The following is a 23311-nucleotide window of genomic DNA, read 5'->3' as shown; positions in this document are numbered from 1 at the left end:
CAGTTGAAACTCTTATCCCGCTACTTTAGGGCAGTAAGACTCCCACCTCAAGGTTCTGAGAAAACAAAGAAGATAGGTGGAAGACAACTGCCCGTAAGAGCCCGATTGGTTCAACTAACCATGAGTGGGGAATGAAGCCCCCCACTCATGGAAGTTTCACTTTATTACTTAATCGTTCCCATCGCACCAACTTTTACACTTACTTTGACATTTACATCCCCCTTTGCCAATGCCTTACCCCATTGATTTTGGACTTTTTTCCACTCTGGATATGTATAAGTTCTCGCATATGTACCAAGTCCAATAGGGTCGATTTCGGCAGCTTGTATTTTCTTTATTAAATCCTTAAAATCAGCTTCCAGCTTAGTTTCAATAGCTTTTTGCAGCTTTGCTGCGTCCTTTCTTGTATTGAATGGAAAAAGCCGTTCTGTAATGGCGATTCTCATCTTTACATCTATATTAAATATAAAATGACTGTCATATTTTACTTTTGTCTTTACCTTGATATTTTGAGCAGCAAAGCTTATCCAATCTTTATTACGGTCATCCGATTTCGGCTTGATTGCAAGTGTAAATAGAAACTCACCTTTATTTTCGTGCTGTAAAATGCGTGATAATCTGTTTTCATCCGGTGTTAGCGTTAATTTATATCTGCCTTTTTCGTCCAACAGGGCTGTTCCTGTCACCCATACTCTATTCTTTTTTTTCATCTCGGTAATACTCGCTGTCATCCCTTTATCTTTCGTTTGTTGATGCAATTTTTGAAGAGTTGTTTTTACCGTGACATTTCTCATATAGGCGGTATCAACTAGTTTTGCTAAATACAAAGGGAGCCGAGGCTTATCTTTTGGATTATAAAAAATTACGTCCGAAACAGGTCCATCTACAGCGACAATTCGTGCAGTAACCGTATTTTTTGGATCACGGTAAAATGGGTCAAGATAATCTTCCCAGTTTTTTCGTTTCAGCAGCCGTTTCCCAACTAAGAGGACTTGCGTTTTGCTTCCCGATGTGAGCGCTATAACCGTAGCATCGAATTTCTCTCTAGAATTTCGAACCGTAACAGATTTCACACCAGTATTTTCTTCTTTCATCTTTGCTTCTTTATTAAACACAGGACTTGACATGTATACCAATAAATTATTATCGCGATCTAAATCCATACCAAGTATAAGAGTAAGGGAAACATCTTCAACATTTGTTTGATCAAAGCATCCAGTCATCGTGAACGTCAATAATAAAATGCAACATAATACCTTCCTTTTCAATGTATTCCCCTCCGGCTATACTTCTCATATACCCAGCTGTACATCCATAAAATCACGGGTGATATATACGTCAATCCTAATCCAGCATTTGAGATTGCCTGTTGCCAAGCCTCAGATTCATTCCAAGTAGGATGAGTTAAAAATACAAAACCGATAATGCACAATAATAGAACAATGACGTGAGAGCTATGATCTTCTTTTCCAAGTAATTGACTAGAACAAAATACAGCGCAGTATATGCAAGGGATCCAGGCTGTGGAAACAACAATTAGGTAAGCAGCCAATAAAACCATGTCAAAACGCTCCAAAAAACGAAATTCAATTACTTTAAATAAGTTTAGTACTGGTTGATTAAATTCTGTAATGCCATCAGGGCTAAAGTAAGCAAAACAAACAAGAGTAACAAACAAATAGAATAACATCGTCAAAGTATTTGCAATAACAAATCCATGGACCGCGTACTGCTTTTTTTGTAAAAAAGGATACAAAAAGAACGTAATATCAAATCCTAAATAGGCAAAAATAGTAGTTGGCACAGCTGTCAATATCGGATTCCATCCATCCTTCAACAATGGAAAGAAAGGCAGCCAACTCCAGCCACCTCTTAGCGGTATCAAAAAAAACACCGGAATCCAAATCATCATATAAAAAGCAAGTTCGCAGTATCGTCCTATAATACGAAGACCGTTGCGTACAACAAGAAAAATAGGAATTGAAAACAAAGATATAATGATATAGTCAGGCGTTTTCGGAAGAAGCCACGCCTTAAGATAAAGCATAGCGTTCACAAGAACGATACCGGAATAACAAGCGAAGTATATCGTGTAAATAACAACTAGTGCTTTCCCAACTATTTTTCCAAACAATCGTATAAGAATGTCATAAAGCGTGTCTTCTGGATATCTTGCAGATGTTTTAACGATAAAAATACCAGATATTGTGGAGAATACCCAGCCAATAAGTATAGCTATCCATCCATCTGTTCCAGCTTTTTCTGCAAGCACTCGTGGGAGAGCTAAAACTCCAGTTGCCACCTGCATTCCATTAATTAAAAAAATATACTGCATAAGAGTGATGTCATTATAGGCATACTTTTTCATAGTTTCACCTTTTATTGTGGTTTTTTCCTTGGCGAATAGATTGAATAGCTCCCGTACCTTTAGAGCGGCTTCTCATTGCCCATAGAGGAAAGCGTACAAAAGCATCCTTCATATCCGCAAAGCGAAACGGTGCTAACGGAGTCCCATAAGGGGTACCTAGCGATTCAAGACTTATGAGATGTGCAATTAATGTCATCCACCCGATAACAAGTCCTACAATTCCAAACAAGGCAGCTGATATCATCATAGGAAATCGTAAAAACCTGATTGCTGCCCCCATATCATAATTCGGAATGATAAAAGAAGCGATGGCTGTAACAGCAACAACAATAATCATAATGTTACTTACAATTCCGGCTTGAACGGCCGCCTGTCCAATGATAATCCCGCCTACAATTCCAACTGTTTGACCAATCGGAGTGGGTAGCCGCAAAGCTCCTTCCCTCATCATTTCTAAAGTCATTTCCATAAGCAGTGCTTCCATAACTGGAGAAAATGGTACGCGCGTTCTTGATTCCGCAATAGATAAAAAAAGCTCCACAGGAATGACTTCAAAATTAAAGGAAATAAACGCAACATAACTCGCAGGCAAAAATAGAGCAATCATAAAAGCGAAGAAACGAAGTATCCGAATAGACGAGGCAACTAACCAACGTGTCCCGTAATCATCAACTCCTTGAAAAAAGGATATAAAATTTGTCGGAGCAATCAATACATTTGGAGAATGATCCACAACAACTACAAACCTTCCCTGGAGAATGTGAGATACAGCTAAATCGGGTCTTTCAGTTAATATAAATTGAGGAAACGGTGAATACGGATTATCTTCAATGAACTCGATAAGTTCACCCGTACTAATGACAGCGTCCACCATAATATCTTGAATCCGTGTTTCCAATTCTTCCAGCACTTCTTCGGAAGCTACATCTTTCAAATATAAAATGGAAATCCTCGTTTTGCCCCGCATACCAATTGTAATCTCTTTTAACATTAATTCTCGATGAGGAATGTATCTTCGAATCAATGCGATATTTTGACTTCCAGTTTCTACAAACCCTTGATGAGCACCTTTTAGTGAGATTTCATTCCTAGAATCTTCAATATTTCTTTGCGGCCATCCTTTCGTATCTAATTGATGCGCTGTAGTTTGGCCATTGATAAATAAAACGCTATCTCCTCCCAGAATAGCAGTTTCAATCTGGCCCCACGTATCGACAATTCCAACCTGGCCTAATGTAATTGGTAGTTCCGTATTTGGATTATGGGCACTATCCATCAAAGGACTTAAAACATGATTTTGAATCGATTGCTTGTCTGTTAATCCAGACAAATAAACTAAAGCTGCTTCTAATCCATCTACTGTAATTTGCAACCGACGAATGACCAAATCAGGAGATTGACAGAAGAATTGCTGAAGTTGAGCTATGTTCTTAGATAAATGAACGTCCAAGGGAGAATCTTCTATGTTTTTTTCCTGAAAATGAGTATTATTGTTTATTTGAAGAGACTTTGAATTGCGTCTACCTTTTAATGGTTTCAGAAAATTAAACATAAACTCCATCCCTTTCTGCATTTCATAACTATTTTTTTATTATGTATTCTTTAAGGGAAAATATTCTAATTCTTATCTCCATTCATTATTCGCGAACTAACAGTACTCTTAGCCAAATCCCCAAAACCAAAAGCATTTCTTTCTGTATGTATAATAGAAAGAAATGCTTTTTGTTTTAGGGATAAAATAAATATTTTTAATTATTTTCGATTTTTATCTTTTTATTTCGTTCTAATTGAGCTGTAATACCAGTGCGGTCAATTTGAATCCAGTACTCTACAATTTTCCCGTCTTCTACCCGATACACCGCGCTCGCTAATTCAATAATAGGAAGACCAGTTGGTTGAAATCCATCAACCTCACCAATATGAGTACCTGTTTGTTTCCAACGAACATATACACGATCTTGCTGAGATACTAACAGCTCTTGAATTTCTAAAGTAAACGTACCATAAGCATCCAACATCTCTTGTACATGATCCGCATAATCCATAGGAGATCTTTCAACTGTTACTTCATCTTCAGCTTGAACTTGATGAGCCAACACTTTTTCTGCCATAAACTCTGTGACTAAATGTAGATTACGCCCTGAACGTATTTCTTCAAAGAATCTTCTAACTACAATCTCAGGCATCATTTCACAATCGCTTCCTCTCAGTATTATTTTCTATGAAAATAGCAAAAAACACCCCATTTTGCAAATGAGGTGTTTTTGTATGTTGAATATCGTCGAGCGGTCTTTATCCCGCATTAACGGGCAGTAAAGGCTGGAGAAGAGCGGGGAAAAAACTGCCCGTAAAAGCCCGATTGGTGAGAGCTTTCCATCAGTGAGAAAAGCGTCACTGATGGAAGTTTCACTTTATACTGTGTCGAAGCGCCGTTATATTGTAAAAAGCGTCGATAAATGATGCACTTACGCCGATATATTTGTCCTACGCTACTTATTCTATTTTCCACTATACACCTTCGGACAGTCATTTCCAGTCGGTTCGTAAAAACAATGATTCTTATATTGTCCTGCATGAGGTTGATCCCACCACGTAGGAGGACAACTGCCAACTGGACGAAAGAACCAAAGAGAATATACACCTGGCCATATACGAGCATAATTCAAACATTTTCTTGCCATTTCTTTGTCGCTCTCTCTTGCTCGTTGATAAAAATACCCTTTCGTCACTGCTTCAAATCCACCTGGCTGCTGATACACCATTTGTTGAATATTTGTAATCTGTTTAAAGTCCAAACAATCACACATCACACGATTCACACCAACTGTCCCTACTGCCATCATACCCTGTTGCCCTTCACCTTCTGCTTCCGCTCGCATAAGACGAGCAAGTAAATCGACATCACTTTCTGTATAGGCAATTCTCGTCACTATTATCCCTCCGTTCTCCCTATAACTATATGCAGCAAGGAGCATTTGTTTAAAAAAGACATGTTCTAAATAACAAATAACCCGAATAGGTTAGCTTGTCTGCTACTCGGGTTACAGTTAATAACTAATATAATTATTTAACTCTTTGACGCAAGAATAGGATTCCACCTAAAACAACCAATATGAAAATTTAACTGTTTGCTGGGACTCATAATGTCTATATTCAACTACGAGTTCCAGCAAATTGTTTGTTATTCGCAATTTTTATTTTTTAATCCCTTTCATATACGCCGAAATATCAACGTTTAATGCTTGCGCTAAACGCATACCATACTCTCGATCTGCGCGGAAGAAGTTACAAATTGCAAGCAATTTTGTTTGTTCATGTACATCTTTTAAATCATTTGTTAGGTTCGCAATTAAGTTATCTTTTTCTTCTTGAGAGAATGAACGATAACGCTCACCAGCTTGTTGGAAATCATTTGGTTTCTCAATTTTTTCACGAGTTACATAACCTGTAAGTTTCATAGTTGAATCTCGATACGCTGGATCTTCAGTTGGATTTTCAGTATGACGACTTGGTTCATAATTGATTGTAGACGGTTGTTGATTTACTTGCATGAAACCATCACGTTGTTGGTTGTGTACAGCTGCATATGGACAGTTTACAGGTATTTGTAAATAATTTGCACCTAAGCGATAGCGCTGTGTATCCGGATAAGAGAATAATCGTCCTTGTAATAATTTATCCTCAGATGGTTCAATACCAGGCACAGTTGCACTCGGTGAAAATGCCGCTTGCTCTACTTCTGCAAAGAAATTTTGCGGATTACGATTTAACGTCATTGTACCCACTTCAATTAATGGAAAACGGTCTTCTGGCCACATTTTTGTTGGATCTAGGGGATCAAACTCTAAAGAATCCATTTCATCTAGTTCCATGACTTGTACGTGAAGATCCCATTTTGGATAATTGCCACGCTCAATCGCATCAAATAAATCACGAGTTGCATGGTTAAAATCTTTTCCTTGCATTTGTTCTGCTTCTTTCGCATTAAAGTTACGTACATCTTGTTGTGGCTTCCAATGATATTTTACGTACACAATCTTGCCATCTTCGTTCACCCATTTAAATGCATGAACACCGAAGCCCTCCATTTGACGGTAGTTTGCAGGTGTACCGTAATCAGAGAAGACCCATGTTAGCATATGAGTTGATTCTGGTGATAACGTCATGAAATCCCAGTAGCGATCTGGTGTTTGAACATTTGTATTAGGTGCTGGTTTTAAAGAATGAACCATATCAGGGAATTTGATTGCATCACGAATAAAAAATACAGGTAAATGATTACCAACAAGATCATAGTTCCCTTCCTCTGTATAGAACTTCACCGCAAAGCCTCTTGGATCGCGAGCTGTTTCTGGAGAACCTTGGCCATGGATAACAGTTGAAAAGCGAACAAACACAGGAGTTTCTGTTTGTTCTTTCTGTAAAAATGCTGCTTTTGTATATTCTTTCATACTATTTTTTGTTACGAAAATACCATGGGCACCCGCACCACGCGCATGTACAACACGCTCAGGAATACGTTCACGATCAAAATGAGCTAACTTTTCTACTAAATGATAATCCTCTAACAATACTGGCCCGCGTCGACCTGCTGTACGAGAATTTTGGTTATCTCCTACAGGAGCACCTTGGTTTGTTGTTAAACGATTATTAAGATTCATTTTTGAAATCCTCCTTTTAAATAATAATTATTTATTTAAAATTATTATAATCTAATTATTATTAAAAAGTGACTCCGTTGTCAATTATTTATATGAAAATTTTTTCACTTTTTTTAAACTATTGCTGCTAAATAATTAATACATACATCTTAGTCATCTCGCATATCTACTCTATAATGTAAAAAAGGCAAAGGAAGAATAGCAAACATACATAACAACGCGAATTATACTGAATTTTCTGTCTTTTAATTTTAAAAAGGGAGGGTTTTAGCTACTCTCTCTTTATGATTATTAGTTTAGCACCAAAAATACAACGCATTAACAAAAAAAGTAAAATTCCTGATAAATCCGACATTTATTGCGAGTTATCATTACATATCTGTATCGATTAAGAGGCGTTAAGAGAAATTAAAACGATACTTGGAATCATTGAACTATCCCCACCTATCATGCTCATTTCTATTTAAAAAAGCTGTCTCAAAAAGTCGTTATTCAACGGCCTTTTGAGACAGCTTACATATACAACTTTATTTTGTTTTCATCGATACAACGCAGTTTGCTTACCGGTCTTCCTACCTGTTGATAAACCATTTCATTTTCTAAAACTCCGATTTCAATTAAAAATAGGACATACTTTCGAATAGATACTCTTGAAATTCCAACTAATTGTGCCATTTCATCTGTTGTAAATTCTTTTCCATGAAGCGATTCTATTTGTTTCCAAACTAACTGCAATGTTTGTTTTGTTAATCCTTTTGGAAGTTCTTTACTTACAGGAGGTTCTACTTTTTCTTTTTGTAAAATCAATGCATCTAATTCAGATTGGTTAATATTTTGTTGCTTCCTCATAAATCTAAATTTCTCACGATAAGCAGATAACGCTTCTTTAAAACGTTCAAATGTAAATGGTTTAATTAAATAATCGACAACTCCATATTGTAGTGCTTTTTTAATACTTGCCATATCATGTACCGCTGAAATCATCATAACATCAGTTTCTTTTTCTTTATTGCGGATATGCAATAACAATTCAAACCCTGTGTCACCAGGCATAAAAATATCAAGCAGTATAAAATCTATATGAGATTCCTCTAATATTTGTACTGCTTCGTTTACGGATTTAGCTATATGAACAAGTTCAAATCCTCCAACTTGTTCTAAATAATGCTTATTTAGCATCGCCACCATTGGGTCATCTTCTACAATTAAAACTTTGATCATTTTCCTATCTCATCCCTACTTTTATATGGTATTTCAATTGTAATGGTCGTTCCCTTCCCTAAGACGGAATCGATATATATATTCCCTTTTATGCGCCTTATACTTTCATTTACAAGATATAAACCAAACCCTCGATTTTCACCTTTTGTGGAATATCCTTTGACGAATATTTTATCCACTTCTTCTTTCGGAATTCCATTTCCTGTATCGGTAACTTTAATAATTAATTTATCATGATATTGGACGGAAACATGTACTTGCTTATATTCACAACTCGCCACCGCATCTAGTGCATTATCAATTAAATTTCCTCCAATTGTAATGAGTTCATGAATCAATCTCTCATCATCTGGATCTGGTAGATACGAATCCTCACTTATAGTCAGTTCTATCCCCTTTTCTCTCGCATAGCTAAGCTTGCCAAGCATAAACCCTGCAAACACGGGATTTTTTATTTTCCTCATCACACCGCCAATTTCATATTGATGCTCTGATACCATGCTACTAACATACGTCTCTAATTCTTCATAATTTTTCATATGTGTTAGCCCTAATACAACGTGCATCTTATTCATAAATTCATGAGATTGTGCTCGTAAAGCCTCTGCATATAGTCGAATACCCGTTAACTGCTCTGCTAATTTTCTCATTTCCGTTTTATCACGAAATGTTGCAATGACACCAACAATTTCACCCTTTACGTATAGCGGAACTCGATTCGTAACAATTGTAATCCCATGTAGACTTTGTTCCTCATCGAACTGCGCTGCTCCCGTTTGTAATACTTCTTTTATCCTTGTGTTCGGCATATACTGCTCAATGTCTTTACCAATACATTCTTCTTTAATTCCGCTTTTCTCAATTAACCGTTTCGCTTCGTTATTAATTAAAGTAATCCTCGCATCTTTATCAATCGCAATAATTCCTTCTTTGACGGATTGTAGCATCGTATTCCGCTCTTCTAAAATTTTTGAGATTTCACTAGGTTCGAGGCCAAATAAAATTTTCTTAATATGTCTAGCTAATAAAATAGCACCTATAATACCAACTAAAATTCCAACACTAACACCGATGTAAATAATATGTCTACTCTCCTTAACCCTTTCTTCCACATTATCAGCTGAAATTCCAACAGCAACAACCCCGATTTGTTCTTTCGCTTCAGAAAAAATGGGTACAAATACCCGCATAGATCTCCCTAATGTTCCTTCTGCTTTTGATACATGTTCTTTTCCTTTCATGGCTAAGCCTTCATCGCCCCCAACAAAATGTTGGCCGATTTTCTTAGGATCTGGATGAGATTTTCTTATTCCATTCATATCCATGACTACAATGAATTGAACATCTGTATTTTTTAAAAGTCTATTCGTATACGCTTGAATTTCAGATACATCTTTTCTTCCCGCTAAAGCATCGATTACGAGCGGTGAATTTGCTGTAATACGTGCAACTGCTTTAGCTTTTTCCATTTGGCTCTCTTCTGTCATACGCTCAACATGATGACTAATTAAAATATCTGTTACAAGCAAAGACAATATGACAACCGTACACACCAGCAATGTAATCGTTGGCCATAAACCTAACAAGTTTTTTCTTTTTCTCATCTCTCTATTTTCTCCCTTATTTCTTCTATACCGCATGAAAAATCTATATTTACTTATTCTCTTTAATAAAAACAACACTTTTTATAAGTAAAATCATCTACATTACTTTACTAGTTTTAATACAAATATACTATAGTTCCAAAAGGTCCATACAGACTTCTAGATTTTGGTACAAAAATAGAAAAAGGAGCATAAAAATTTACTGAAAAGCTACTTGACACCTGAGTGAATTATTTTTAAAATAGTGCAAAATTACACTTTAGGAGATTTGAAACTATGAAGCAAAAAAACATGTATAGATTATCTCTCATACAATTACTTGTTTTCGTACTTAACCTATTTATCTTCTCCTCAACCATACGATTTTTACCCTGGTTTGTTGAAGATGCTGTAGGTTGGTTTGGGGTCCTTATTACTGCTCCCTTACTATTAATTATCGCTGTAATGATGATATATCTTCAGGAAAGTAAAGGGTATGTGATATCAAGAACGAAAAAAATCATTCCTTTTATTGCATCAATTTTTTCAATCTGTATCGTATTATTAAATATCACAGACTTATCTGTTATAACAGCTCTTATATTTAACTTGGGAATGATCATTATAACTGTTATATTTTTGTTACAAGATTTCTTCACACTTAATAAAAGTTAAGACTTTGAGCATAGATTCAAAAGAGTGTGAATTAGAACACTCTATTTCCAAAGATTATACTAGTGGTGATTTTAAACAAACAAAAAAGATATCCATGAGTAGCAATGGATACCTATTTAATTTAACAAGCCAAAAGAACAACAAATTATAAAGTGAAACTTCCATTCGGAGATGTCTTTCCTCCGAATGGTTAGTTGAACCAATCGGGCTTTTACGGGCAGTTATCTCCCACCTATCTTCCTCGCTTCTCTCTCAATCTTGAGGTGGGGGTCTTACTACCCGTTAATGCGGGATAAAGTGAAACTTCCATTCAAAGTTTCACTTTATTGTTCCGCAGAATAGTTTGGCATCATTGTGATTTGCGCCACTCCTGATTGAATAGCTGCTTTTGCTACCGCAGCCGCTACGCTTGGTACAACTCTTTTATCCAGTGGATTTGGAATAATGTAATTTGCATTTCGTTCTTCATCTGTAATAATGTTAGCAATTCCGTACGCCGCAGCTAATTTCATTTCCTCTGTAACATCTGTTGCGCGGACATCTAATGCACCGCGGAATATACCTGGAAATGCCAATACATTGTTCACTTGGTTTGGATAATCAGAGCGTCCTGTTCCAACAACAGCTGCCCCAGCTTCCAGCGCATCCTCTGGGAATATTTCTGGCACGGGATTCGCCATTGCAAACACGATTGGATTTGTATTCATTGTCTTTACAAGTTCCTTTTTTAATACGTTAGGAGCAGATACACCGATAAAAATGTCTGCGCCGTGAATCGCTTCTTTTAATGTTCCACGTACATGTTCACGGTTTGTTTCTTTAGCAATCTCGATTTGTGCTGGGTTCATCCATGACTCTCCTTCACAAACAACCCCTTCTAAACTTACTAATGTCATATGCTGTGCGCCTGCTTTTAATAACAATTTACCAATCGCAATCCCTGCAGAACCAGCACCATTAATGACGATCTTTACTTCATTCATCGTTTTATTTACCACTTTTAACGCGTTAAGCACCGCAGCTAAAACAACAATTGCTGTTCCGTGCTGATCATCATGGAACACTGGAATATTCGTTTCTTCTTTTAAACGCTTTTCAATTTCAAAACAACGCGGAGCTGCAATATCTTCTAAATTAATACCTGCAAATGTAGGCTCTAAATTTTTAACAATGGTTACGATTTCATCTACATCCGTCGTTCCAAGACAAAGCGGAAATGCATCGACATTCGCAAACGTTTTAAATAAAATACTTTTTCCTTCCATAACAGGCATAGCTGCTTTCGGCCCAATATCGCCTAATCCAAGCACTGCCGTTCCATCTGAAATAACCGCAACCATATTACCGCGTGCCGTATAATCGTAAGCTGTTTCTTCATCTGCAGCAATCGCCTTACAAGATTCAGCTACACCTGGTGTATATGTCAAACTTAAATCATCTGCTGAATTCACTTCTACTTTACTTGTAATTTCAATTTTTCCTACTAACTCTTTATGAAGCAATAATGAACGTTCCTTAATTTGACTCTCTAACATAGAAATAATCTCCTCCTAATTTGACAAGCTAGCTACGTCTTTACATAGCTAGCTTGTCTGCATACATTACGAAAACATTTTTAATAAAATTGATGCTGTTACAACCATCGCTGCTCCGCCTAAACGTGTTGAAATTTGTGCAAATGGCATTAATTCCATACGGTTTGAAGCTGATAAAATGGCAACGTCTCCTGTTCCACCTAATCCGCTATGACACCCTGTTACAATCGCAGATTCAACTGGGTACATTTTCATGACTTTTCCAACAAGAAAACCAGACGCTATCATTGTTACTACTACTGATGCACACACCGCAACATATCCAACTGAAAGAACAGCTGCTACATCTTTTAACGGAATGTATAGCAATCCTAAACCAACCATTAATGGCCACGTTAAGCTTGTCGAAATAAATTTATATAAGTGATATGCACCTTGCTCCATTTTTGCTGGCATTAATTTGAAGTATTTTACAAGTGCTGCTGAAAAGATCATAATGATTGCCCCTGGAATACCAATAAATTTAGAAGCCAACCCACCGAAAATAAAGAACGTACATGCAATTAATAAACCTGCTCCCATTAATGAGAAGTCAATTGGTTTTTCTGTATTTTGTTCTTTTAATAATTCATCTTGATCACCTGTTTTTACCAACATACCATTACCGCTAAGCTCTGGTTTTTTCTCACCTAATCGCTTCATATATCCAGCACCTACAATCGCAAACATATTTCCGATAACCGCTGCTGGAATAAGCTGAGATACAAATGTTGCTGATGATTGATGTAAAATGTCACTGTAAGCTAAGGAAAGTGGTAAAATCCCTTCTCCGATACCACCGCTCACAATTGGTACAATGATAAAGAAGAATGTTCGCTTCATTTCAAATCCAAATAATGATCCAACTAATAATCCAACTGCAATAGAAGCGAGTGTTCCTACAACTAACGGAATAAACATGCGAATAAAGCCTTGCACTAACACTTTACGGCTCATTCCTAAAACACTTCCGATTACTAAACAAGAAATATATAAATATAAAAAGTTCGATTTTTTCATTAACATATTCACAGCATCCATTGAAGCTGGGTTCATCCAATTAAAGAACACAAGTAATGAAGGAATAAATAATGAAAGAATTGCTGGTCCACCAATGTTCTTTAAAATTGGAATTCTCATTCCGATATCGCCTAAGAAAATTCCCATAATCATAATAACTGCAAATCCACCAATCATATCAGCAGGCAACTTATTATATACAGATGCTCCGTAAATAACAGCCGCTAGCACGATATATAAAGGCAACGGTATAACACCAATTTTTATATTCATGATTTTTGAAACGAGTGATTCCTGTTTTGTTTCTACTTCACCTACAGGTGACACCGTTTCCATTTTATTTTGAATCCCCATAGAGGCACCCCCTTATGTTGTTACTCACAATATTAAAACGCTTTCAATAGTAAAAACAGATTTTGTAAGTTTTGTAATTGGTTTTGTAATTAAAAAAACGAGATTGGTAAAAAAACGCTATCCTTTTTATATTTCTACAAAAAGAATAGCGTTTTTTTCTACATAAATACGGACTGCTTTTTTTATATATTATTTCACACCTAACTTTTCTTTTGCCTTCATAGGTAATTCATTCATTGTTACCTCTTCATAAGTTTGAATTGATTTCGTTTTGTCATCATATTCGCCCTCTACATACACACGAAGAAATGCATGTAATTTCAAATTTTTATTTGCAGAAAATTTAACAGTTACCTCCTTCCCTTTATCATCAAATGCTTTCATTGTATACCAATACAGCGTATACATTTCCCCATCTTCACCTTTCGTGGATTCTTCTTTTCCGTTCTCTGTGATTTGAACATAATACTCTTTTGTTCCCCATTTTTTAATATCTAGTACATCATTCTTTTCAGCAACAGCCAAAACTGCTACTGAAGATAGTAAAAATAATAGAACACATGTCATAACACCTACTACATATTTCTTCAAATCGTTCACGCCTTTTCTATGAATTTGCAATGTATTATCTTTTTGTATCGTAAAGGTTTTGTGCGTGATTTGTTATCGATTTAGGTTACGTAAACATTACATTTCTGTAATGGTTGAATCTTTATCACAGATATTATCCAAAAATCATAATTGTCGAATTAATAGGAAAATTGTCTATTTTTTGTTGATTTATTTTATTTTTAGTGTTACACTTACAATCACAAAGAGAGAGTAACGAAAACCCTCTGTATTCCAAGAAGTATAAATATTCATTTTTTCGCTTATTTACTCTATTTCCACTTGTTTGACATGTATGTGCAGTTACCACTCTTTCTTTGCTGTCCTGTCATATCAAACCAAATACCTTAAACTTTTTGAGGTTATTTGGTTTGGTATGTATTTTATCTATTATTTAACTAGATTATTAACACAAAGACGTGTATGTTTTTTCAATATCAAAAATCCCTTTAGATTTTTTCTGAAGGGATTTTTTTATGTCTCTTATTAGATTAAAAATGCACGTATTTTTCGCTCTAGATAGGTATAACTCTAATCGCAAATGCTATGAACAATCAAAAGCTCAAAATACGAACTGTTTTTTGCGTTGCATTTAATTCAATAGTTGCTCCAATTGGCATTGTTACAATAGGATGTGTATGGCAGCAATCAAAATCCGCTAAAATAGGTATATCAACGTCCCCGATTACTTCGAGTAAAATGTCATATGGCGCTAACCCTGTTCCTTGATCGTCAAACTGTTCATGCTTTCCTAAGATTACGCCGCTAACCTTGTCGAACACACCATTTATTTTTAGGAAACTAAAATGCTTTTCAACGATCGCCGCTGTTTTTTTACAGTCTTCAATCATGAAAATATCCCCCTTATTAATAGCAGGCATATAAGGACTTCCCCATATACTTAACATTGTCGTCAAATTTCCAGCTATTAACCGACCTGTTGCTACACCTTCTTTTACACAAATCCATTCATTCGGATAACTTTTTTTTGGCCGATTTTGTGTCTGCCAATTTAATTGCTCATCGGTCCAAAAAGGATATACAGGATACTCATATGGAAGTGCTTCACTTTTTATTAGCACATCTTCAAATGATAAAAATGTATCATTTACATACGGAGGAAATTCTCCCAATGAAGAAATCAAGGAAGGTCCATAAAATGTTTGAATACCTGTTTTAGCATAAATACCTAATAAAATTGCTGTAACATCTGAATATCCAACAAAAATTTTAGGGTGTTGTTTTATTGCTTCGTAATCTAAATAGGGAAGTAAAGAATTTGAATTACTCCCTCCAACAGACGACATAATACACTTAATCGCTGGATTTCGAATGAGTTCATTCAACTCTTGAGCACGATCCTTTATACTTCCAGATCGATATCCATCATGTTTCCCAGTAAGACTTCCATCAACTATACGAAATCCTTTACTTTCCATAAACTGTTTGGAGCGTTTGAATCTATTAGGCGATGTATATGTACCTGGCAGTGATGGTGAAAAAATACCTATTTGATCTCCTTTGTTTAACTGAAACAATCCTTTTCACTCCTATATATGTATTACCATGTGATATCCACTTATTTAATATAGCCCAATATTAGTTTAAATGCTTCTGATGTAAAGTGAAACTTCCATCAGCGGGGGGGTTTTTCATCCCCCACTGATGGTTAGTTGAACCAATCGGGCGCATGCCAGCAGTTATCCCCCACTCCTCGCTCCTCTCTCAATATCGAGGTGGGGGTCTTACTGCCCGCGAATAGCGGGATAAATCTCAAATTCGATCAAAAGATGTAATTCCAACAATATATTCATGTGCCTAGCTTTCCAGCTTTAGTAACTATATTAAATTCTTATAAGTAATCTTATATCAGTCTGTAAAATTGTCGAATTATAAAGAAAATTGTCTATTTTTTGTTGATTTATTTTATTTTTAGTGATAAACTCATAATCATAAAGAAAGAGTAGAAAAAAAACACCCTATAAGCTTTATATTTTTCTGAAAATTAAGTTTTTAAACCATTTCACTTTCATTGACATTCTTGTGCTTCTCTAACTCTTTCTTTTTTCCAAGAAGCTGTCACAAAGCTAGTACTTTGGGGCGGCTTCTTTATTTTATGCAATTAGCTCCTTAAAAAAGAAAAAACCTGCGCATTATTGCGCAGGTTCTGTACGATATTTTGCTTCAACGCGGTAAATACGATTTCCCTTGCTTGAGAATTTTTCTTCGTATTCCGTCATAATGTTGCCTTCAAAATCACTATTGTGAAGGTCTAAGCTAATATACGGCAGCAGCATGCCATATTCCGCCATACTTGTAAGAGAGTATTCGAATAGAGCTTGGTTATCTGTTTTGAAGTGAATTTCTCCGCCCTTTACAAGTACTGTTTCATAGTTACGTAAAAACGTTTTATACGTTAAACGGCGTTTTTCATGACGATTCTTTGGCCATGGATCAGAAAAGTTTAAATAAACGCGATCAATTTCATTCTCCGCAAAAAATACTGTTAAATCTTCTGCGTCTTTATTAATTAATTTTAAATTCGGCACTGCTTCTTCAATTAGTTTATCAAGTGCATCTACAACCACACTTGTAAACTTCTCAATTCCAATATAGTTTACATCGGGATTTGCTTTTGCCATTTCGTACATGAAGCGGCCACGTCCTGTTCCAACTTCAATATGAATTGGGTTGTCGTTACCAAACAACTCTTTCCATTTCCCGTTATGTTCTTCCGGATTTCCAATTACAAACTGCGAATATTCTTTCGTTCGGTCCATTGCATATGGTTTATGTCTTAAGCGCATAGTTCTCTCCCTCTCTGCATTTCAAGATGTGTGTATCAAATAAAAAACCAAGTACGTACGAGCACTCGGTCCGTTTGTTTCTAGTATAAGATTTGCTATTTTGATGGAAACTACAAAGTGTATTACATACAACTTCCATCAGCTCTTCGCTGGCGGTTCATTACGCTCGTTTCATTGTTACGATAACAACTGAAAAGGATGTGTCAAAAATGCCACTTAATCATGAACATCAAATGGCAATCTTAAAGGACATCTTAGTCAATCATCAAAGTGATTGCTGTGGAACAGTTTCTGAGTGTGAACAATTAGAACGTCTCATTCAATCATTACTCGTAAATGACAGTGTGAGCAATGAGGTCAAAACGATGTTAAACGATGTATATTACTATAGTCAATCGGGTAAATTGTCTCCTGATTTAGACGGCCATATTTCTGGTCATCAAGAACAACTGTCACAATGGATTACAGGAATGGATAGTTTTTCTTAAATTATTCTGAAGCGAGTAGTTGTATTAAATATTGAAGCCAATATTCTGCTTCTACTTGCTTATTTTTTGCTGTGTACCATTGTACGAAAATCATACATTGCAGTGTAACATACCATTTCATACGGCTTAGCAAAGAATCAGTCAGTTCTAATCCATAATGCTCAAGCCACTCGTGCCATTCATCCCTTGGAATATACCAATGGAGTAGCATTCCAATATCAAGAGCTGGGTCTGCAATAACTGCTCCGTCCCAATCAATCAAGAACAATTCATCATCATCTGTTAATAACCAATTGTTATGATTCACATCGCAATGACAAACAGCAAGATTATCAAATTCTACATGCTGAAGGGACTTTTGTAAATACTGAAGTCCTTTTTGAATGATTTCATTTTGCTTTACATCCTCTTGCAAAGTGAGAAGCACTTCTTCTAATATATCTTGCGCATGCAAGGGCTGTTTACCAAGCTTTTGAATCATATGCACTAACGCTTCAGAAGAATGAATTTTTTTCAGCAATGCTGCAACTCGCTTAGATTTCATATCTTCTGGCTCTAACCTTTGTCCTGGCAGCCACCTTTGTGCCGAAATGACATCGCCATTTGTTAATCGCCTTGTCCAAAGTAGCTTCGGAACAATCCCTTCTGCTGACAATACCGCAAGAAAGGGCGATGAATTGCGCTTTAAAAATAGTTTATGTTGTTCATTGTGCGCAATGTAGGCATCTCCTGTCGCCCCTCCGGCTGGTATTACTTTCCACTCTTCTCCTAACAATTGTTCCAACCATTCCATGTTCATTACCCGTTAACAATTCCTTATCTTTTATAGTTATGAAAAGAAACAAACAAGCTGTTCACTCTTTTACTTTATTTTACAAAAACAATAATATATATGGCAACTTATCTGAATAGCCACCTTTGTCAATTCTACATTTATTATATTCGCATCGTCAAGGGTCGATTCGTCACATTTTCGCCAATATATAGGTACTAATCGGTGCAATAACAAATGTATCTCCATCAAATGAAGAAATTGGACTCTCTGCTGCATTTTTATCGTTCGCAAGTACATGCCATACACCGCTATTTGGCAATGAAACAGTTTGCTCTTCTATTCCGTTATGAAAGAACACAACAATTTCTTTCCACTTCCCAAACTGCTGTACATCCTGTAAGTAATACGCGATAACAGAAGGAACCGTATTTAAGAAGGACATATACCGCTTAATCAACTCAGACGACGCAAAACGAAATGCTCCGTGTGATTTTCGAATACGAATCATTCCTTTTATATAGGAAATATTTTCTTCTTCTCGCTCTTTTTGATCCCAGTCCATCTGATTGATGCAATCCGGGGCATTATAACTATTTTCATTTCCTTGTTTTGTACGGTAAAATTCTTGACCAGCATGTAAGAACGGAATACCTTGTGCTAATAATGTCATTGTCGTTGCGAGGCGGTGACGACGTTTTTGCAATTGTTCCTCTTCTTTACTGTTGCTTGCAATCTTATCCCACATTGTCATGTTATCGTGACATTCTACATAATTAATGCTTTGCACAGGCTCTTGAAATAAACTAGACGACTTTAAATAAGGAACACTTCCTGTAAGTAAATATTGGATATGCTCTTTATTTGTTGTTTCACCAAGAGCGTAGCCGCTTTTTTGGACATCAAATGTACTTCCCTTGATTCCATCTCGAAATTGATCATTAAACTGAGCAATATATGGTATTTGGATTGCATTTTGTAACGTTGCTTTCTTATTAGCAGCAAGCGGTGTTTGCAAATCCCATCCTTCACCTAGTAATACTACATGTTCTTTCACTGTATTTGTTTTTTCACGAATTTCGTTCATTGTATCAACATCTAAAATACCCATTAAGTCGAAACGAAATCCGTCCACATTGTATTCTGTTAACCAATATAATACCGAATCGACAATAAATTTACGGACCATATTACGCTCTGATGCAATATCATTTCCAACACCCGTCCCATTTGATGGCATCCCATTTTCATCGTGCCGAAAGTAATATCCTGGTACAAGCCTCTCAAAAGAAGATGTTTCTCTTTCGTATATATGATTATAAACAACATCTATAATAACGCGTAGACCATTTCGATGAAGTGCTTGAATCATTTGTTTACATTCAACAATTCGATTGTACGGATCAATCGGATTTGTTGCATAACTGCCATTTGGAACGTTGTAATATAACGGATTATATCCCCAGTTATACGTTGTGAACGGCTGCTCCTCATCTACTCCAGCATAATGATGAATGGGCAATAGTTCGATATGTGTAACTCCTAATTCCTTTATATAAGAAAGAGCTGTGAACGTCCCATCTTTTCCTACTGTTCCTTCTTCCGTTAAACCGAGGTACTTTCCTTTATTACTCGCACCGCTATTAGGATGAATCGTCATATCACGAATGTGTGTCTCATAAATAATGGCATCCGTCATAGAAGTCATTGGCGGTAACGGTTCATGGTCTTGTACATACGTTTTCGCAAGATTTACGACGATTCCATATGTGCCGTTTAAAGAAACTGATTTTGCATATGGATCAACTGCTTCTCGCCAAATAAGATTAATACAGACAAGAAATGTATATTGAGCACCATCCCAGTCTCCCGACAACTCATAGCACCAAACGCCTTTTTCTTGTCCATTCATTTCATAATCTGTATATACATCGGCGCTTTCATAAATACGAACTTTTGCTTTAGTGGCTGTTGGTGCCCACACTTTAAACTTAGTTTGTTCCTTTGAATAAGAAGCTCCTAAATCGCTTCCCTCGTACATATATAACTCATCAAACTTCGCTGTTCGAATGACAGCACCCATCTGCAAATCTGTTTCTACGCCGCGCTCATCACATATGATATAACACTGATTCAGTGTAATTGGTTCACTCACTTTACATTCATATTTTATTGCATGTGGAAGAGAGATGATACGTTCGATTGAGAGCTCCCATTCATTTGCATCTTGTTTTAAATGGAAGATGCTACTCGTTCCGTACGCATGCGGAAGTAAAATTGTGATTTTATCCATTTCATCTAAATATGCTTCAAACGTACGCTGTATGTTTAACATATGTACTCACATCCTCCCAAGAGACATTCCATTTTCTATAGTATATTCAAAAAATCGGAAAACGTTTTCAAGCTTGTGTCTTCTGTAAAGATATTTCATGGATTACCTCATACTTCGGTACCTGGTCTACATGAGTTTCATATAAGGTTACTGTTTCGACTTCAAATGTACGCCGCGGTACTACTGAAAGCTGCTTCTCATCAAATTTTTCTTCACCTTTCCATTTACGAGCTATCGTAATGTGAGGGTGATACGGGCGTGTTTCTAATTGAAAACCATTCTGTTCACATATTGTATATACTTGTTTTTGTAAGTCAAACAAAGCCCTTTCTTCTTCCACTCCCACCCAAAAAACACGCGGCTGTTCTTTTCTTCCAAATGTATGACATCCTTGCAATGTAAGTGAAAAACGTGAAATTTTAGCTAGCTGCTGCAAGTCTTGTTTCAGTTTTTCAAGCTGCGTTTCCTCAGCACTTCCTAAAAACGACAGTGTAATATGATAGTCCTCTTTATGCACCCAAGAACGAAACAGGGCGGCTTCTTCTATCGTTTCTTTCCACTCTGCCAACGCGTTCTTTATCTCATTTGGTAATTTCACTGCAATAAAATAATGTCTCGCCATCTTCTCTATCTCCTTTTCCCGGCATTAAACTGTCTAACAAAATACATCCAAGCAGGACTTTTCACTATTATTAGTGTGAAACGTCTTCTTATTCTCCATACATACAAAAGAAGCCGCTCTCCTTGTAGAGAGCGGTTCATGTATTGCTGCTACTATTTCGCTAATTCATAAATAGCATGCGCATAGATAGCTGTCGCTTTTAATAAATCCTCAATTTCAATATACTCATCTTTTTGATGCGCTAATTCTTCTTTTCCTGGGAATAGAGGACCAAACGCAACACCAGCTTCCAATGAACGTGCATATGTACCGCCGCCGATTGCTAATAACTCTGCTTTTTCGCCTGTTTGCTCTTCGTATACACGCTGAAGTGTACGAATTAACACATGATTTTTATCTACGTGATGCGGACGAGAGTCTGACACAATTGTTATAGCAAAGTCCTGTGCACCCACATAATTCGTTAATGTTTGCAGCGTTCCTTCTAAGTTTGTTGTAACTGGATAACGAATATTTAATCCCAGTTTACCGCCCTCTTCTTTCGTATAAGAAAGAAGACCAACGTTTACTGTTAATGGTCCGGTAATCTCATCTGCATAAGCAATGCCAGCTTTTTTCCCAAGCGTATCATTTGTGAATGTTTCTGCCGCTAGGCTAGCAAATGCTGCGCCTTGCTCATCTAAAGAGATTGTCGTTAAGAAGTTCACAAGTGTTAATCCTGCATTTTCTCCTTGTTCAGGCGTAGAGCCGTGTGCAGAAATGCCTTTTACTTGCAATTTAACTGTATTTCCTTCCACAATTGCTTTTCCGTTTTTCTTTGCTTCTTCTACATATTGTTCATACTGACTTGCAAGTTCTGCTGCTTTTTCGCTCGTTACAACAGCTTCTGCAAAATCAGGAACCATATTTAAACGACGTCCAGATGAAAATGATACTAATACATTCTCTCCTGCTGCGTGTTCTTTTTTATTTTGAACAACATATAAATCGCAAATCCCTTTTTCAGCATTAATAATCGGGAAATCTGCATCCGGTGCAAATCCCATCGTTGGCATTTCTTCATGTTTGAAGTAATGATCCACGCATTTCCAATTACTTTCTTCATCTGTTCCTAAAATCATTCGAACACGTTTAGAAAGCGGCAATCCTAATTCTTTTACAATTTTCATTGCATAGTAAGCTGCCATTGTTGGCCCTTTATCATCAATTGCACCGCGTGCAAAAATTTTACCATCGCGAATATCCGCACTATATGCAGGAGTTGTCCAGCCGTCTCCTTCTGGTACAACATCAACATGACATAAAATACCAAGAAGTTCTTCTCCTTGTCCCATCTCTAAATGACCTGCGTATCCTTCTAAATTTTTAGAAAGAAATCCGTCAGCTTCTCCCTTATCTAGCATGAAAGATAATGCCTTTGCTACACCCTCTCCAAATGGTGCGCCTTCTTTTGCCGTCTCTTCTTCCCATACACTTTTAATTTGTAAAAATTGCTGTACATCGTGAATAAGAGTATCTTTTCGTTTCTCTACTTCTTGCATCCAATTTATGTTTGTCATACCTTCACCTTCTTCTCTATTCTCTCTTTTATCATAGCAAACGATTTCTTATTATGCTAGCAAGGAAAGGATTAATACCGAACAATTTAAATATTTCAGATAATTAAAATTGGTTTTTTCTTATTTTTCTCAAAATTTTTTGCAGGAATTTGACGTTTTCCGTAGAAATTTAGTAAGATAGTTGATAAAGAGAAACAAAATGTCAACAACTTTCTTTCTACAAACTCTATTACATGTTAAAATTTTGTAAAATTTGAGCAAGTTAGAGCATGATTTTTTTCATATGGAGTACAATGGAAGTAAAGACCTTCTTTCCTGAATGGGTCAAAAAACTTGTAGAGGAGTGGTTTTTTGATAAAACCTACAACTACTCGTATGCTAACACGCATTAAATCTATCTATATGTACATTAATGAGAAAGGCACCGTAACGACGCAAGACCTTGTAGATGAGTTCGGGATCACACCGCGAACGATACAGCGCGATCTGAATGTGTTGCAATTTAATGAACTCGTGTATAGCCCTTGCCGCGGCAAGTGGACAACAACAGGAAAGAAAGTGAGAATGACCTCGTGACAAATTTAACTTGATTTACAATATATATCCCCTTTCTATACAGAGAAAGGGGATTCTTTTTCGTTTTCGGAATCGGTCTCAGGGTAA

20 protein-coding genes are annotated in these 23311 nt (G+C 36.5%); 3 read left to right on the top strand and 17 right to left on the bottom strand.

Annotation, left to right across the window (positions count from 1 at the left end; translation table 11 throughout):
• Positions 1-164: 164 nt before the first annotated feature.
• The 8 genes from ACTDJC_RS00465 to ACTDJC_RS00430 all read right to left on the bottom strand — a co-directional run bounded on the left by ACTDJC_RS00465 (position 165) and on the right by ACTDJC_RS00430 (position 9854).
• Complete coding sequence (locus tag ACTDJC_RS00465) at positions 165-1268, bottom strand: Ger(x)C family spore germination protein (protein ID WP_440602406.1); 1104 nt, start codon at positions 1266-1268, stop codon at positions 165-167.
• The gene (locus ACTDJC_RS00460; RefSeq protein ID WP_440602405.1) at positions 1265-2368 is read right to left on the bottom strand and encodes a GerAB/ArcD/ProY family transporter; all 1104 of its coding nucleotides are present in this window, start codon (positions 2366-2368) and stop codon (positions 1265-1267) included. The genes ACTDJC_RS00465 and ACTDJC_RS00460 overlap by 4 nt, the downstream gene beginning before the upstream one ends.
• A gap of 4 nt (positions 2369-2372) precedes the next feature.
• Positions 2373-3920 carry a spore germination protein gene (locus ACTDJC_RS00455; RefSeq protein WP_440602404.1) on the bottom strand — a complete coding sequence of 516 codons (1548 nt, stop codon included), beginning with the start codon at positions 3918-3920 and terminating at the stop codon, positions 2373-2375.
• Positions 3921-4116: 196 nt separating this feature from the next.
• Positions 4117-4557 carry an ester cyclase gene (locus ACTDJC_RS00450; protein WP_440602403.1) on the bottom strand — a complete coding sequence of 147 codons (441 nt, stop codon included), beginning with the start codon at positions 4555-4557 and terminating at the stop codon, positions 4117-4119.
• A 309-nt stretch (positions 4558-4866) separates the two neighbouring features.
• A complete protein-coding gene (locus ACTDJC_RS00445) occupies positions 4867-5343 on the bottom strand; it encodes a cell wall hydrolase (protein WP_440602402.1) in 477 nt (158 codons plus the stop codon).
• Between the two features lie 219 nt (positions 5344-5562).
• Positions 5563-7029: a catalase gene (locus ACTDJC_RS00440; protein WP_440602401.1), complete on the bottom strand. Its 1467-nt coding sequence runs from the start codon at positions 7027-7029 to the stop codon at positions 5563-5565.
• A 513-nt stretch (positions 7030-7542) separates the two neighbouring features.
• Positions 7543-8250, bottom strand: coding sequence for a response regulator (locus ACTDJC_RS00435; RefSeq protein WP_440602400.1), 708 nt, complete (start codon positions 8248-8250; stop codon positions 7543-7545).
• The gene (locus tag ACTDJC_RS00430; RefSeq protein WP_440602399.1) at positions 8247-9854 is read right to left on the bottom strand and encodes a sensor histidine kinase; all 1608 of its coding nucleotides are present in this window, start codon (positions 9852-9854) and stop codon (positions 8247-8249) included. Before ACTDJC_RS00430 ends, ACTDJC_RS00435 begins: the two co-directional genes overlap by 4 nt.
• 276 nt (positions 9855-10130) lie before the next feature.
• Here ACTDJC_RS00430 and ACTDJC_RS00425 point away from each other — a divergent pair, with 276 nt between their 5' ends.
• On the top strand, positions 10131-10508 hold the full coding sequence (locus tag ACTDJC_RS00425; protein WP_440602398.1) for a hypothetical protein: 378 nt from the start codon (positions 10131-10133) through the stop codon (positions 10506-10508).
• A 323-nt stretch (positions 10509-10831) separates the two neighbouring features.
• Here ACTDJC_RS00425 and ACTDJC_RS00420 read toward each other — a convergent pair whose 3' ends face one another.
• From ACTDJC_RS00420 to trmB, 5 genes are all read right to left on the bottom strand, one after another.
• Positions 10832-12043: an NAD(P)-dependent malic enzyme gene (locus tag ACTDJC_RS00420; protein ID WP_440602397.1), complete on the bottom strand. Its 1212-nt coding sequence runs from the start codon at positions 12041-12043 to the stop codon at positions 10832-10834.
• A gap of 66 nt (positions 12044-12109) precedes the next feature.
• The gene (locus ACTDJC_RS00415) at positions 12110-13456 is read right to left on the bottom strand and encodes a 2-hydroxycarboxylate transporter family protein (RefSeq protein WP_440602396.1); all 1347 of its coding nucleotides are present in this window, start codon (positions 13454-13456) and stop codon (positions 12110-12112) included.
• A gap of 189 nt (positions 13457-13645) precedes the next feature.
• Positions 13646-14047, bottom strand: a complete 402-nt coding sequence (locus tag ACTDJC_RS00410) for a YxeA family protein (protein WP_440602395.1) — start codon at positions 14045-14047, stop codon at positions 13646-13648.
• Between the two features lie 572 nt (positions 14048-14619).
• A complete protein-coding gene (locus ACTDJC_RS00405; protein ID WP_440602394.1) occupies positions 14620-15603 on the bottom strand; it encodes a S66 family peptidase in 984 nt (327 codons plus the stop codon).
• 615 nt (positions 15604-16218) lie between these two features.
• Entirely contained in the window at positions 16219-16872 is a 654-nt protein-coding gene (gene trmB / locus ACTDJC_RS00400) for a tRNA (guanosine(46)-N7)-methyltransferase TrmB (protein WP_098306738.1), read from the bottom strand.
• Between the two features lie 209 nt (positions 16873-17081).
• Between trmB and ACTDJC_RS00395 the strand changes: the two genes are divergently transcribed.
• Positions 17082-17360 carry a YtzH-like family protein gene (locus ACTDJC_RS00395; RefSeq protein ID WP_098306736.1) on the top strand — a complete coding sequence of 93 codons (279 nt, stop codon included), beginning with the start codon at positions 17082-17084 and terminating at the stop codon, positions 17358-17360.
• A 1-nt stretch (position 17361) separates the two neighbouring features.
• On the opposite strand, the gene ACTDJC_RS00390 is transcribed toward ACTDJC_RS00395, so the two are convergent.
• The 4 genes from ACTDJC_RS00390 to pepV all read right to left on the bottom strand — a co-directional run bounded on the left by ACTDJC_RS00390 (position 17362) and on the right by pepV (position 22648).
• Positions 17362-18159, bottom strand: coding sequence for a phosphotransferase family protein (locus tag ACTDJC_RS00390; protein WP_098306734.1), 798 nt, complete (start codon positions 18157-18159; stop codon positions 17362-17364).
• A gap of 166 nt (positions 18160-18325) precedes the next feature.
• The gene (pulA, locus tag ACTDJC_RS00385) at positions 18326-20467 is read right to left on the bottom strand and encodes a type I pullulanase (RefSeq protein ID WP_098306732.1); all 2142 of its coding nucleotides are present in this window, start codon (positions 20465-20467) and stop codon (positions 18326-18328) included.
• Between the two features lie 67 nt (positions 20468-20534).
• The gene (gene thpR / locus ACTDJC_RS00380; protein WP_440602393.1) at positions 20535-21089 is read right to left on the bottom strand and encodes an RNA 2',3'-cyclic phosphodiesterase; all 555 of its coding nucleotides are present in this window, start codon (positions 21087-21089) and stop codon (positions 20535-20537) included.
• 152 nt (positions 21090-21241) lie between these two features.
• Positions 21242-22648, bottom strand: coding sequence for a dipeptidase PepV (gene pepV, locus ACTDJC_RS00375; RefSeq protein ID WP_098306728.1), 1407 nt, complete (start codon positions 22646-22648; stop codon positions 21242-21244).
• A gap of 354 nt (positions 22649-23002) precedes the next feature.
• Here pepV and ACTDJC_RS00370 point away from each other — a divergent pair, with 354 nt between their 5' ends.
• Positions 23003-23224 carry a DeoR family transcriptional regulator gene (locus ACTDJC_RS00370; RefSeq protein WP_035436379.1) on the top strand — a complete coding sequence of 74 codons (222 nt, stop codon included), beginning with the start codon at positions 23003-23005 and terminating at the stop codon, positions 23222-23224.
• The last annotated feature ends 87 nt before the right edge of the window (positions 23225-23311 follow it).

It is taken from the genome of Bacillus sp. GB_SG_008, assembly GCF_052038115.1.
Classification (GTDB): Bacteria; Bacillota; Bacilli; order Bacillales; family Bacillaceae_G; genus Bacillus_A; species Bacillus_A rhizoplanae.
Note: the sequence above shows the minus strand (reverse complement) of the source record. Positions and strands in the feature narration are given on the sequence as shown.